Raw genomic sequence first — 13,960 nt, forward strand, 5'->3', positions numbered from 1 at the left:
GGCTTTAGGGGTTCGGAGCGGCGGGATGCCCGCGCCTGGGCTGCACAGTTTTAGCAGGACAGTGAACTTGTCCTGTCAGATCTGCCTGAAGCAGATTTAGCGGGGCCGATGGTTCGCGAAATTCAACCCTCATCGTCTGGGAAACTCCGCTGGGCCCTGCCTGCCGATAGGTTGTGCGCAGCTCCGGATAGGTTGTGTGCAGTCGTTGACCTGCGATCGTCCTGAATTTCTTCATTGGGGTGCTTAACGAAGAATAAAAAGACGATTTGCAGCGTTTTGGGCAGCGTTTTTGGCCAAGATTCGTCCGGAATTTCTTCGTTAGACCCCCGAATGAAGAATAGAAAGACCAGCCCAGGTCAGTGATTGTGCGCAACGCATCCGTGACCCAGGCGGTGGCGCACAACCTATTGCCGCTGGGGTGGCTTGGGGGCCGAAATCGGCCGACGATTTGCCGCGCTCAGGCAGATTCGACACGCCGACCGCCGCGCGGCGGTGTTTCCGCAGGAGCGCGAAACGGCCATGTTAGATGTGCCTGAGGCAGATCCGGCTCTGGCCAATGATTCTAAAAGTATCTGTTCTTTGCGTGGTATCGGGGTGCGGAGGCCCAGGGGTTGGGGCAGTGCCGACTCAAGAGGTTGGTTCGGGAAAGTTCCAACCTTATTGCCCGGAAATACTCTCCCAGCAGCTTCCGCCGATAGGTTGTGTGCAGCTCCGGATAGGTTGTGTGCAGCCGTTGACCTGCGATGGTCCGGAATTTCTTCATTGGGGTGGTCAACGAAGAATAAAAAGACGATTTGCAGCGTTTTTGGCCTGTAGAATCTCGCGACCTTGGTAACACTCTGTGCCATCACCTTGGTAACAATCAGTATCATCACCTTGGTGACAACCAGTAGCATTACCTTGGTAACGCGCGAGCGGGTAGTTAATCCTCTAGTTCAGCAGCGGCGGTGGGGTGTTGTTGTAGCCATTGCTGCTGTCGTTTGAGAAACCACGGCGGGGCCTCGTGGAGGTACGCGCCGATGATTTTCCAAAGGGGTACGGTGGCGCCGATCGGTTCGCCGAGCACGTTTAGTGGCAGTGGGATTCGCAGGACCATGACGCCGTCGACGGAATCGAATAGCGCGTATTCATCGTCGGTGTGAACGACGTAGTAGTGCTTATCGGTAAGCCGTTTGGGGATATTGATGTAGTACCCCGCGAGCGCGAAACGTGGTCTGGACGAGGGTTTGATGTACAGCATTGCTGGATCCTGGTCGAGGCCATCTGCAGCGCTGGGGGACTCGCTCGAACGGGCCTGCCGGTATTTTTCAATCTCTGCAGTCAATTGCTCCTGGGTGATGGGCTCGCCGCTACTAGGGCGGTGTTCGATGCTGTCCCAGGCCTGTTTCGGGGTCATACCCCCGAGTGCTTGATGCCTCCGCTTGTTGTTGTAGTACTCCCGGTATTCACTGAGCAATTCCTTCAATTTGGCCTCAGTACTGGGCTTGTGCGCATCAAGGAACTTCACCAAGGTTTGATGGGAGCGTTCGTTTTTGCCTTGGGTTTGGGGATGATCCGCCCGGCCAGTAATGGCCTCACAACCCTTGACGGCAAGAAACCGATGCAGCGCAGTGATCCGGCCCCGGCGAATCTGATTAAACGCGCCACCATTATCGCTCAGCAATTGGCGCGGTACCCCATAGACACGGATCGCGTTAACTACACAGTTCAACGCATCTGCCCCATTTTCCGGCTTGGTGCCATACGTAGTACCCACATCAAATCGGGTTGCATCATCGATGAGCTGGTAAATCGTGATCACAGTGCCCGCCGGAGTAGCGAGCCGATAGGAAAACGCATCCAGCTGCCACAACTCCATGGCACAGGATCGCTCGAAGCGCACTATCGATGAGCGAGGCCGCTTCCGGGGATTCTTCGCGACCACACCCGCAGCAGCCAGAATCCGAGCAATCGTCGACACCGAAGGAATCGGCTGCACCACATTCGGCTGATCAATCAACGCATACCAAATGGATCGCGGCCCATTATCCCAACCAAATTGGCCAAGCCGCTCCCGCATCGCAAGCACCATCGACACCGTAGCCTCATCATAGGTAGTCGCAGGCTTATGCGGCGCACTCGACCGCGGATGCAGCGCCCCAAATCCTTCCTGCTCAAAACGCTTTTTGATCGCATAATACGTTTTCCGGCTAATGCCATGAACCGCACAAAACTCCGTAATACTCATGCCGTTCGCGGCACACGGATCAAATTCAACAATTAAACGCCGCACATTCGGCGAAAGAGGACGAACCATGCACCTAATTGAAAACGAACACCACCAAAATCGTTTCCACGGTCATGAGACTCGTTGCATCCAAGGCCATGAGACAGACTGTTACCAAGGACATGAGACAGGTTGTCACCAAGGTGATGAAACAGGTTGTTACCAAGGTCCTGAGAGATGACACAGCGTTTTTGGCCCAGATTCGTCCGGAATTTCTTCGTAAGACCCCCGAATGAAGAATAGAAAGACGAGCCCAGGTCAGCGGTTGCGCACAACCCATCGGCGACCTCGGCGGTGGCACCGAACCTATCGGTGGCAGATCCGGCAGGGGCCAATGGTTCGAAAAAGTTCAAACTATACGCGGGCGGTTCGGTGCGGCGGCGGGGTGATTGGCGGAGACGCAGCGCGTGGGGGACCGGCCCAACCCAGCCAGCAGCCAGCACCAAGAGAAAATCCCCGGGCCGTCATTTCAAACGGTCCGGGGATATTCACACCGCCGGGGATTTTCACACCGAGCGGTGCAGCCGGGTTAGTCGGCGAATGCCGCGTTGAGCAATTGCTCCTGTTCGAAGTGGTGGACCTTGACCACGCCGGTGGAAGTGGAGGATTGGGCGCGGCGGGATACCCGCTTCATGGGCAGCATGCCGGGGATCAGTTCCGGCAGGTGCAGGCCGAGGAACGGCCACGGCCCCTGGTTCGCGGGCTCGTCCTGGCAGAAGCGGATCTCGTCCGCGTTCGGGTAGCATTCGAACGCTTCTTTGAGGCGGTTGAAGGGGATCGGGTGCAGCATTTCGATGCGCACGATCGCCACATCCTCGCGCTTGTCCTTGGCGCGGCGCTTCTCCAGCTCGTAGTAGAGCTTGCCGGAAACCAGCAGGATCTTCTTCACCTTGTTCACGTCGCCGATGATATTGCCGTCGCGATCCACCAAGCGGGGATCGTTGATCACGGAACGGAACTTCTTCACCTCGGTGAAGTCCTCCACCGGAGACGCGGCTGCCTTCAAACGCAGCATCGATTTCGGGGTGAAGATCACCATCGGGCGCTTCAGGTCCGAAAGCGCGTGGCGGCGCAGCAGGTGGAAGTGGTTTGCCGGGGTGGAGGGTTGCGCGACGGTCATGGAACCTTCGGCGCAAAGCTGCAGGTAGCGCTCGATGCGTCCGGAGGAGTGGTCGGGACCCATGCCCTCGTAGCCGTGTGGCAGCAGCAGGATCACGCTGGACTTCTGGCCCCACTTCGCCTCACCGGAGGAAACGTATTCGTCGATGATGGTCTGGGCGCCGTTGGCAAAGTCACCGAACTGAGCTTCCCACGCCACCACGGCGTCAGGGTTGCCCACCGAGTAGCCGTATTCGAAGCCCATGCCGGCGTATTCGGTCAGGGCGGAGTTGTACACCAGGAACTTGCCGGGGCCCTTCGAGCGCGCAAGCACATCGATCGGGTTGTATTCCTCGGCGGTGTGCGGGTCATACATCACGGCGTGGCGCTGCGTGAAGGTACCGCGGCGGGAATCCTCACCGGCGAGGCGAACGAGCTTGCCGGCGTTGGCCAGGGTGCCAAAGGCGAGCAGCTCGCCCCAGCCCCAGTCGATGCCGCCTTCGATCACGGATTCGGCACGCTTCTGGGCGACCGGCGCGACGCGCGGGTGCATGTTAAAGCCCTCCGGCAGGGACACATACGCCTTGCCGATCTCCACCAATTCTTCCTTGGTCACGGAAGTATCCAAGCCGTGCGGCAACGCCTGGGACATGGTGATGCCCACCTGCGCCTCCGCGGCCTGCTTTTCCGCCAAGCGGACCTCGTTAAACACGGATTCCATCTGATCGTGGAAGTCGCGGGCGACGGCTTCGGCGTCGGCCTTGGACAGGTCGCCACGACCCATTAGGTCGTCGGTGTACTGGGAACGCACACCGGCCTTTTGTTCGATGATTTCGTACATCTTGGGCTGCGTCATCGAAGGATCGTCCGCTTCGTTGTGGCCGCGGCGTCGATAGCAAACAAGGTCGATGAAGACGTCCTTGCCAAAGCGGCGTCGATACTCGGTGGCGAGCTGGCCCACCCACACTACGGCTTCGGGGTCGTCGCCATTGACGTGGAACACCGGGCAACCGAACGCCTTGGCGAGGTCAGTTGCGTAGTGGCTGGAGCGGCCGGAATCCGGCGTGGTGGTAAAGCCGATCTGGTTGTTCACCACGATGTGGATCGTGCCACCCACGTTATACCCGCGCAGCTGCGCCAGGTTGATGGTCTCGGGCACAATGCCCAGGCCAGCAAAGGCGGCGTCGCCGTGGAGGAGCAGCGGGACCACGGTGTAGCCGTCGGGGCCCTTGTCCAAAATGTCCTGCTTGGCGCGGGCGATACCCTCCATGACCGGGTTGACGGCCTCGAGGTGAGAGGGGTTCGCGGTGAGCGTCACCTTGATCTCGCCATCGCCGAACATTTGTATGTGGCGGCCCTCCGCACCCAGGTGGTACTTCACGTCGCCAGAGCCGCCGGCCTGCGCCGGGTCCATATTGCCTTCGAACTCGTTGAAGATCGTGTGCAGCGGCTTCCCAACGATATTCGCCAACACGTTCAAACGCCCGCGGTGCGGCATGCCGATAACAACCTCGTCCAGGCCCTGCCCGGCGGCGGTATCAATCGCGGCGTCCATAAGCGGGATGAGCGATTCGGCGCCCTCCAGGGAGAAGCGCTTCTGGCCCACGTACTTGGTCTGCAGGAAGTTCTCAAACGCCTCCGCAGCGTTGAGTTTCTGCAGGATATACTTCTGCTCCGCCGGCGTCGGCTTCGCCATGCCCGCCTCCAGGCGGTCCTGCAGCCAGGTGCGCTCGTCGCGGTCCAGGATGTGGGTGTATTCGGAGCCAACCTTGAGCGTGTACGCGCGGCGCAGGGTCACCAGCACCTCGCGCAGGGTCATGGTTTCCCGCCCGGCGAAACCGCCCACGTGGAACGTACGGTCGAGGTCCCACAGCGTGAGTCCGTGCGTGGCAATATCCAGGTCGCGGTGATCCGGCACCGGCATGCCCGGCTGAATCCAATGCAGCGGGTTGATGTCCGCGATCAGGTGGCCGCGCGACCGATACGCCTCGATCAGCTGCATCACACGGGTGTTCTTATCCACGCCCGTGTTCGGCAGATCCTGCGCCCACCGCATTGGCGTGTAGGGCACCTTCATCGAATCGAAAATATCGTCCCAGAAGGCGTCGTCCACGAGCAATTGGCTCATGGTGCGCAGGAATTCGCCGGACTCCGCCCCCTGGATAATGCGGTGGTCGTACGTCGAGGTAATCGTGACCAGCTTGCCCACGCCCAGCTCGGCCATTCGGTCTTCGGACGCACCTGCGAACTCGGCCGGGTAATCCATGGAGCCGACACCGATAATCGCGCCCTGGCCCTTGGTCAGGCGCGGCACGGAATGCCGGGTGCCAATGCCGCCCGGGTTCGTCAGCGAAATGGTCACCCCGGAGAAGTCCTTGCCCGTGAGCTTCCCGGTGCGCCCGCGCTTCACCACGTCTTCGTACGCAGCTACGAATTCGGGGAAGGAGAGGCGTTCGCATTCGCGGATAGCGGCGACTACCAATGCGCGCGAGCCGTCCTTCTGCGTCATATCGATGGCTAGGCCGAGGTTAATGTGCTCCGGTACCACCAACGTAGGCTTGTTATCCACAACGGCGTAAGCATTGTTCATCACCGGGTGCAGCATCACCGCCTTGACCAGTGCGTACCCCAGAATATGGGTAAAGGAAATCTTGCCACCGCGGCCGCGCGCCAATTGATCGTTGATCATGGCGCGGTTTTCAAACATCAACCGCACGGGCATATCGCGCACGGAGGTCGCGGTAGGCACCTCGAGCGAGATTTCCATATTTTTGGCAATCGCCTTTGCCATGCCACGCAGCGGAGATTCGCTGGCACCCGGCAAGGAACCGATGCGGCTAAGCGGCGAGGCGGCGATTTTTTTCGCCTCCTGCGCGGCGCGGATTTCGTCCGGCTGATGCATCTTCGGAAGGTTTTTCGCCGCAGGGTTTTGGGCGGGTGCCGGGGCGGTGGTTTTCACTACAGGCTTCTTCGGTGCCGAGGCCTGGGCGGGCGCGGCGGCCTTAGGGGAAGTCTCAGCAGGTGCCGTATCAGGGGTAGCTGCGGGGGTGGCGGAGGGTGCGCCCTGGGACTCAAAAAGTTCACGCCATTCCTTGTCCACCGAATTGGGGTCTTTCTGGAATTGCTGGAACATTTCGTCAACCAGCCACTGATTCTGGCCGAAAGTACTAGCGCTGCTCACGGCAGGTGCTCGCCTCATTTCCTTGTGTCATCGCTTACGTCAGTGTTGTCACTGTAAGTATTCACTACAGGCTAACGTGTTGTTACCCCGCTTGTCGCATTGTTGGCTAACAAAGTGGTGGGAATTTTTTCTGGCTACTGGTGGGCGCGCCACATGGACGCATACGAACCCTCGTTCGCAAGTAATTCCGCGTGGGTACCGTCTTCGATAATATACCCACGTTGCAGGACTAAAATGCGGTCCGCTTGTGCCGCGGTGGCCAGTCGATGCGCCACTACGACCGACGTTCGCGGCGTCGTCACGCGGTGTGCGGCCTCGAGCACGGCGCGTTCGGTTGCGGGGTCTAATGTGGCGGTCGCTTCGTCGAGTAGCAGGAGTTGTGGTTCGACCAGTTCTGCGCGCGCTAGTGCGATGAGTTGCCGCTGGCCGGCGGACAATCCGCGCCCATGTTCGCCTATCCGGTATTGGAAATTTCCTTCGATTTCCGCGATGCTTTCCAACGCTCCGACGCGGCGTGCGGCGCTGATAATTTCGGTTGGTTCGGCGTGCGGGCGCCCATATGCAATATTTTCCGCGATAGTACCCGCAAAAAGGTGTGGTTCTTGGGGTACAATGCCGAGTCCGCTACGCCACAGGGGTAGCCGAATGTTGCGCAGGTCCGTTCCCGACGCGCGGATACACCCTTCGGTGGGGTCGTAAAACCGAGCCAGAAGTTTCATCACCGTCGTTTTTCCGGCTCCCGTATGCCCGACCAGCGCCACGGTTGTGCCCGGCCGCAGCGTCACATTCAGGTTGCGCAGCACCGGCGCACCCCCGTAACTAAACGAGACGTGTTCCAGCCGCAGCTCGCCCCGCATCGCGCGCCGCACGGCCTGTTCCTCGTCGTTTTTGCTTATCGACGCCGCCACCTCACCGCTCGAACCAACTTGCGGTTGTTCGGACAACAGCTCGGCAATGCGCCGGAGCCCAACCTTGGCTTGCTGGTAGGCGTCGAAGATTTGGGAAAGCTCCTGGATGGGTTCGAAGAGCAGGCTCATATAGAGCACGAAGGCGATCAGCACGCCGGCGGAAATATCGCCCCGCAGCACGAGCGTGGCGCCTACGCCGATCACGGTGGCGCGGCTTAATTGGCCGATGGCTTGCGCGCCGGGGAAGTAGATCGCCACGGCGATCTGGGAGCGGATCCGGGTGCGGCGATATTTCTCACAACTGCGTTCGAAGTGCTGGAGGGTTTGCGGCTCCGCGCCATGCATCTGCACGGTCCGCAAGCCGGAGATGGCCTCGTGGAATTCCGCGTTCATCGCGCTGAGTTCCTCGCGCGCCTGGGTGTAAAGCCGCGCGGTGATCCGGCGAAACACCACGGTGGCCAGCACTACCAGCGGAATGGCGGCGAGCGCCACCAATGCCAGCGTGGGGGAGGTGACCAGCAGCATGACCGCAACGCCGACCAGGGTGGCGGCCGCCACTATCGACTGCGCCAGCGCGTTTTGCAGGAAATTGCTCAATGTGTCGATGTCCGTGGTCATCCGCGTGAGAATGCTGCCCGTGCGGGTGCGCTCGAAATACGCCAGATCCAAATCCAGGACGTGCTTATAGGTTTTCACGCGCAGGGCATAGAGCAGCCGTTCGCCAACCTGTGCGGCGAGCTTGGTGCGCAGGAAGCCCACCAGCCAGGCCCCCACCACCAACACGCCGCCGCCGATGGCCACGATCACCAGCGCGCGCCGATCGCCATTGCCCACGCCTTGGTCCACCGCGTAGCGCACCAGCGAGGGGAAGGCGAGATCCGCCCCGACGCCCGCCAGGAGCAATGCGATAATTCCGATGATCCCGGCGCGCACCTGCCGCACAAAAGGCAGCAGCGAAAAGGGCACCGGGACCGTCACGGGAGCGGGCAGCGGGCCCTCCGGCAGCACCTCGGCCGCGGGCAGCGAGGCATCCCATCCGGGGTCGCCCAGCGCTACAGCGCCCGCCTGGGCCGAGTCCGCCGGTTCTAGCGCCGCACCCGCCGAAGCCGAGTCCGCAGGCGCGCCTGCCGCGTCCATAACGGCCAAGAATTCGGGGAGCTGCCAGGCCTGCTCGGCGGGCGTGGCAAAAGCGGTGACGCGGCCGGAATCCACCACGGCGACGCTGTCGGCGAGGTGCACCATGGAGTGCTTGTGCGTAATCGCAAACACCGTCGTATTCGCAAACTCTTGTTCGAGTGCCGCGAAGATGCGGGATTCCGTCGCGGCGTCGATGGCGGAGGTCGCATCGTCCAAGATCAGCAGCCGGGGTCGCCGCAGCAAGGCCCGCGCCAGGGCGAGGCGTTGGCGCTGCCCGCCGGAGAGGGTCACGCCGCGTTCCCCGATCGGAGCGTCCAATCCGTCCGGTAGTTCACGCACGAATTCCGCCGCCTGCGCGATGTGGAGCACCCGCCAGAGTTCGGCATCCGAAACGGCCGCGCCCAGGGTCAAGTTTTCGCGTACGGAGGCTTCGAACAAAAAGGCTTCATCAAACACCACCGCCATAGCGTTTCGCAGCTGTGTGCGATCCAGCTCGCGCAGGTCGATGCCATTGAGCCGCACCGCCCCGGCGTCCGGATCGTAGAACCGGGCCGCCAATTGCACGGCCATGGTTTTGCCGCCTGCGGGCGGGCCCACGGCCACCACGCATTTCCCGGCGGGGATGGTCAGGCTAAACCCGCGAAGCGCGTCCCCGAAATGCACCCCGGCAAAGGAAAGCTCGAGCGGGCCTTCCGGCACCGCGCGCGTGCCCACGGGCAGCTCGGGGCGCAGATCGGTGATTTCGCAGACCCGATGCACGGAGGCCAGCCCGCTGTGCAGGCGAACCGTCAGGTTGCCGATCATCCGCACGGCACCGGTGAGCCGGGAGACATACATGGAAAAGGCCACGAACACCCCGATGGACACCAAGCCTTGCGTGGCCATCCAGCCGCCCACCACGATGGTGGCCACCAGGGCGGCTTGGGGCAATTGTTCGAGCAACGGTTGGAAGCTGGCGAGCACGCGGGCTGCCGCCAGCCGGGCGTGGTAGAGCAGCACGGCGGCGCGGGCCACGGCGTCGACTTCCCGGGGCTGTTGGGCGAACCCTTGCACCACGTGGATGCCCACGATCGTTTGTTCTACGTGCGTGGCCAGGTCCGCCGCCTGTTGCTGCGCGGCATTGGTGGCGCGCATGATGGGGCGTTTGGAATGGCGCGCCAGCCAGGCGATCGCGGGCAACCAGATCAGGCTGGCCAATGCCAGCGGCCAGGACAGGGAAACCATGAGCACCAGCGTGATCACCAAGAGCAGCACATTGCCCGCGGCCAGGGGCAGCATGGCCACCAGCCCTTGGATCGATTGCACGTCCGAAATCGAACGGCTGACCACCTGCCCGGTGCGGATCTTGTCCTGCGCCGGCCCGTCCAACCCCAGCAGTGTGTCCAGCAGGCGGAGCCGAAGGCCGTGCTGGACGTCAAAGGAGAGCCGCCCGGCGGTGTAGCGGCGCAGGAATTGGCAGGCCCACCGAAACACCGCCATCAGCACCAGGATCAGCGTGGCGCTGCCCACCGGACCCAGCCCGGCGAACACGCGTGCGGATTCCCGCCCGACGGCAAGATCGACGATATTGCCGGTAATCAAGGGGATCGCTAGCTCCGCGGCGGTCACGCCCACGGTAGCCAGCATCGCCCACAGCCCCATGCGCCAATGTGGCGCGAGGATTGCCCAGAATTGCCGCATGGGGGTCCGGCGGCCTAGTCTTCGGCGGGCGCTTGCAGCTCCGCAAAGTGCGGGGGTTCCACGGCCTTCGGGGCCGGGGTGGCAAAGGCGGCGGGCAGCGGCCCCAGGGATTCCGCCGTATTCGTAATCACCTTCGAGGCGATCTTGCGGTTCGCCCAGGTGCCCAAGGCCGCGCCGATGCCAAACGGCATGATCTTGCCAATCCACATCCCGCGGAATTTCTTACCCACGCGCTTGAGCGCCACCCCGAGCAGCTTGTTATTGATGTCTTTCAGCTGCGGGGTGCCGTAGCGGGTCAGCATGGCGGTGACGGAGGCGCCGCTCTTGTGGGAGAGGTCGCCGATAGCGGCGTCCACAAGCATGGTTCCGGAGGCGCCCACGGCCACCACCAGGATCAAGGTGCGGCGTCGCTCAGGGTTGCGAATATCGATCCCGCGAAGGTGCGCGGAGGCCATCGTGTACACCGCCGCGGCGTCCGTAAACACGAGCGATTCCACGCCGATCGCGGCGGCACCCGCAACGAGCCCAATGCCCGGGATTGCGGAAGCCGCACCCACGCTCGCGCCCGTACCCGAAGCGATCAATTTAAAGTGCTTATCCAGCTTCTGCTGGATTTCCGCAGGTGAAGCCTCCGGGTTTCGGTTGCGAAGCCAATTCACATAGTTTTCAATCGCCCCGGATTGCATGTGCACGGCCTTATCAATGACCTTGAGCAACATGCGTCCAGTCGCCCCCGCGCGTTCTTCAAGCGCCTGTGGGTTCGAATGTACGGCGTCGGTCACGGGTTGGTCGGGCGATTTGGCGGGATAGGTCACTCAAGCTCCTCACGCAAACGTGTGTTCGTGGTTGGCGGCGGCGGTTATTGTTGGGCGTATTCCTCCGCGGCAATCACCTGCGCATCGGTGGGGCGAACCCCGGTGTATAAGGCGAATTGCTCCGCCGCCTGCAAAGCAATCACCTCGCCACCGTTGATTGTAGCCACTCCGAGCCGCTCGGCTGCCTGAATCAATGGCGTACGCACGGGGTAGGCTACCACATCAAAGACGCAGGTGGCGTTGCGGATCTGGGCGTCGGAAAACGATTGCACGTCGGCGTCCGCGCCAGCCATGCCGAGCGGGGTAACGTTGACCAGCATCGTTGCTTCCTCCGGCACCTCCGCCGCGCACCTCCAACCGTGCTTGTGCGCCAGCGCCGTGCCCGTTTCCGCGTTGCGCGCGACGATGGTGCCCCGCAGCCCATGGTCCGCAAGCGCCGCCACCACCGCCGAAGCCATGCCGCCCGACCCCCGTACGGCCACCTCATGCCGCTTATCGACGCCGTGTTTATCCAGCAATGCGGCCACCGCGATGTAGTCCGTGTTATAGCCCTTCAAATGCCCATCGGTGTTGACGATCGTGTTCACGGAATGCAAACGCTCGGCGGAGGGGTGCAGGGCGTCGATAAGCGGAATCACCTGCGCCTTATACGGCATGGAAACGCCGGCCCCGCGGATGCCCAAGCCGCGAATACCCGCCACGGCCTGCGCAATATCGGTAGGGGCCACGGCGTAATACACAAAATTCAAGCCGAGCTGCGCGTACAACCAATTATGGAAACGCACCCCATGGTTGGAAGGCCGCGCGGCCAGGGAAATGCACAATTGAGTTTCCCGATCAATAATGTTCACCATGGGGCCCAGCTTAGGTGAACTGCTGGCGCAGCGTCTGGAACGCCTTTTCCCACGCCTGCTGGACATGCGGCGCCCGCAGCCGCCGAGTAAGCGCACCGTGATACGCGCCCGGCAGGATCATGGAAGTCACCGCCACGCCCTGCTCCCTGAGGCGTCGGACGTAGGTGAGGTCCTCCTCGTAGAACAGGTCCAAATCGCCCACCGCGAGGAACGTCGGCGGCAGCCCCGCGAGGTCCAGGCGGCGATTCGCGGCGGCGTAGTCCGGGAACTCATCGTGCGGGGACAGGTAGGACAGGTAGCAATTCCACGCCAGCGTGTTCGCCGTATGCCCCCACACGAACTCCCCGCGGCCCGGGTTCGGGGTGACGCGGGTGCGATCATCCAACATCGGTTCCATAAGCAATTGGAACGCCGGCGGGGTGCCCGCATCGTGCAACCATTGCGTGAGGCAGGCCGCCAGCCCGCCGCCCGCGCCGGCCCCCGCAACGACAATACGTTCGGGAGTGTAGGTATCGCTCAGCCAATCGAATACCGCGCGGACATCGTGCAAAGCGGCGGGGAAGGGGGCGGTGCCCGCAAGCCGATACTCCGGATTGATCACCGTGCACCCCAGGGAGCGGGCCAGGTACGCGCACACCCCATCCTCGGCCTCCGGGGTGCCGCGCACGAAACCGCCGTTATGCAGCCATAACAGGGCGAAATCGGGGGTCTTGGTGGGTGGTGTTGCGGGTGTGTAGTGGCGCACCGGGACGGGCGGGCCGCCGGCGTAGCCCGCCACATTGTGGCTGCTGATGCGCACCCCGGAGACATCGCCGTGGCTGGTTCTGGGTTCGAGGTGGGTGGCGGCGTAGCCGGGGTAGCTACGGTTCCACAGCGCCGGGGTGCGCCAGATCGGGTGCACCAGCAGGCCGCGGTGGCGCAGCTCGGGATCCACCTTGCGGGTGCGGAACCATTGCACGCCCAGGTGCGTGGCCGCCGCAGCCCCGAGGGTGCCCCCGACGATCCCCCCGAGGGTGGTGAGCAAACGAGTGGTGTACTTCAACAGCAAAACCTCCGGTGGGAAACGATTCAGCCTATCCACAGGCGATTGTAGAAAAACTAGGTGTGAGGTGTGCAGGCTTTGCCTGATGTGGTGTAGTGGGGTTACCCGCGTTTGAGGTTGGCTCTGAGAGGTGTGTATGCATTCCGTGTTTCAGCTCGTGCTTGCGGAATACCCGCGTTTCCGGACGGCCGTGCTGCCCAGCGACGGTGCGGAGCAGTTGAGCGTCGCCGCCCTCGCCACGCCCGAACGTATGTCCAAAGCCATCGCAGCAAGCGAACGGTTGTTCCCGATGGGCGATGCCCGGTGGGCGGGCCAGGTGTGGTGGTTTTCCTGGAATAATTCCGTGGTGGCTCCGGCGGTGACGGCGATGGTGGAGTTTTACAAGGTGCCCAGCCTGGACCTCGCCCGCGGCGTGCTGCACGCGCAACCCGGCGACTATTGGTATAGCTATTCCACCGATATCGTCGCGGCCGACGGGCAGTGGCGCGAGGCCGGGGCGGATTACGCCACGAGCGTTCGCCCGATTATCGACGCCCTGGCTACCGCAGCCGGGCTGAAACCCGCGCCGTTGTGGGCGGTGACGGCTGACGCTTTGGTTGCGGCGGCCGTTGGCGCTGGCAATGAAGCGTTCGATCCTTATCGGGGAGTGAGAATTGCGTGCGAATTGTCGGCGGGTTTGGCCGCAGGAGCGCACGGTGTGACCATCCCAACTCCGCGGTTTCAGGATATTCGGGGCGGCACGATCGGGCCGACCGATATGGCGGCCGTTCGCGCAGGTGAAGAGCCCGATGACGTGCACACAGTGGCGCGCCGGGCGTCGTGTTGCATGATCTTTCATTCGCCGGGTTCGGGGAAGTGTTTGTCCTGCCCAAAGCAGGATCCGGCCGTCCGCGAGGCGGCATTAATTGCGCACGTGCAATAGTCTCGGTTATTGCAGGTTAGGCTGGAGCCTAGCCGCGGTGTGGCAGGGCGCAATGCG

At 62.4% G+C, this 13,960-nt stretch carries 8 protein-coding genes; 2 read left to right on the plus strand and 6 right to left on the minus strand.

The genetic code is table 11. The features are described 5' to 3' along the window. Positions 1–922: 922 nt before the first annotated feature. Positions 923–2,296 carry a helix-turn-helix domain-containing protein gene (locus CCANI_RS05190; RefSeq protein ID WP_146325786.1) on the minus strand — a complete coding sequence of 458 codons (1,374 nt, stop codon included), beginning with the start codon at positions 2,294–2,296 and terminating at the stop codon, positions 923–925. A 44-nt stretch (positions 2,297–2,340) separates the two neighbouring features. Here CCANI_RS05190 and CCANI_RS05195 point away from each other — a divergent pair, with 44 nt between their 5' ends. Next, positions 2,341–2,502, plus strand: a complete 162-nt coding sequence (locus CCANI_RS05195; RefSeq protein WP_186750006.1) for a hypothetical protein — start codon at positions 2,341–2,343, stop codon at positions 2,500–2,502. A gap of 293 nt (positions 2,503–2,795) precedes the next feature. On the opposite strand, the gene CCANI_RS05200 is transcribed toward CCANI_RS05195, so the two are convergent. The 5 genes from CCANI_RS05200 to CCANI_RS05220 all read right to left on the minus strand — a co-directional run bounded on the left by CCANI_RS05200 (position 2,796) and on the right by CCANI_RS05220 (position 12,981). After that, positions 2,796–6,545, minus strand: coding sequence for a multifunctional oxoglutarate decarboxylase/oxoglutarate dehydrogenase thiamine pyrophosphate-binding subunit/dihydrolipoyllysine-residue succinyltransferase subunit (locus CCANI_RS05200; RefSeq protein ID WP_146323391.1), 3,750 nt, complete (start codon positions 6,543–6,545; stop codon positions 2,796–2,798). 134 nt (positions 6,546–6,679) lie between these two features. Then, the gene (locus tag CCANI_RS05205; protein ID WP_146323243.1) at positions 6,680–10,270 is read right to left on the minus strand and encodes an ABC transporter ATP-binding protein; all 3,591 of its coding nucleotides are present in this window, start codon (positions 10,268–10,270) and stop codon (positions 6,680–6,682) included. 14 nt (positions 10,271–10,284) lie between these two features. Beyond that, positions 10,285–11,085 carry a hypothetical protein gene (locus CCANI_RS05210; protein ID WP_146323244.1) on the minus strand — a complete coding sequence of 267 codons (801 nt, stop codon included), beginning with the start codon at positions 11,083–11,085 and terminating at the stop codon, positions 10,285–10,287. 44 nt (positions 11,086–11,129) lie between these two features. Beyond that, positions 11,130–11,939 (minus strand): shikimate 5-dehydrogenase, encoded by an 810-nt coding sequence (locus tag CCANI_RS05215; RefSeq protein WP_146323245.1) that lies wholly within the window; start codon positions 11,937–11,939, stop codon positions 11,130–11,132. A gap of 10 nt (positions 11,940–11,949) precedes the next feature. Next, entirely contained in the window at positions 11,950–12,981 is a 1,032-nt protein-coding gene (locus CCANI_RS05220; RefSeq protein WP_290211542.1) for an alpha/beta hydrolase fold domain-containing protein, read from the minus strand. 136 nt (positions 12,982–13,117) lie between these two features. Here CCANI_RS05220 and CCANI_RS05225 point away from each other — a divergent pair, with 136 nt between their 5' ends. Further along, the gene (locus CCANI_RS05225) at positions 13,118–13,903 is read left to right on the plus strand and encodes a (2Fe-2S)-binding protein (RefSeq protein WP_146323247.1); all 786 of its coding nucleotides are present in this window, start codon (positions 13,118–13,120) and stop codon (positions 13,901–13,903) included. Positions 13,904–13,960 lie beyond the last annotated feature (57 nt).

This window comes from Corynebacterium canis, assembly GCF_030408595.1.
GTDB classification, from domain to species: domain Bacteria; phylum Actinomycetota; class Actinomycetes; order Mycobacteriales; family Mycobacteriaceae; genus Corynebacterium; species Corynebacterium canis.

Coding starts and splice junctions, on each gene's coding strand:
- CCANI_RS05190 (WP_146325786.1), bottom strand. CDS start 2,296: ATGGTTCGTCCTCTTTCGCCGAATGTGCGGCGTTTAATTGTTGAATTT.
- CCANI_RS05215 (WP_146323245.1), bottom strand. CDS start 11,939: ATGGTGAACATTATTGATCGGGAAACTCAATTGTGCATTTCCCTGGCC.
- CCANI_RS05205 (WP_146323243.1), bottom strand. CDS start 10,270: ATGCGGCAATTCTGGGCAATCCTCGCGCCACATTGGCGCATGGGGCTG.
- CCANI_RS05195 (WP_186750006.1), top strand. CDS start 2,341: ATGAGACTCGTTGCATCCAAGGCCATGAGACAGACTGTTACCAAGGAC.
- CCANI_RS05225 (WP_146323247.1), top strand. CDS start 13,118: ATGCATTCCGTGTTTCAGCTCGTGCTTGCGGAATACCCGCGTTTCCGG.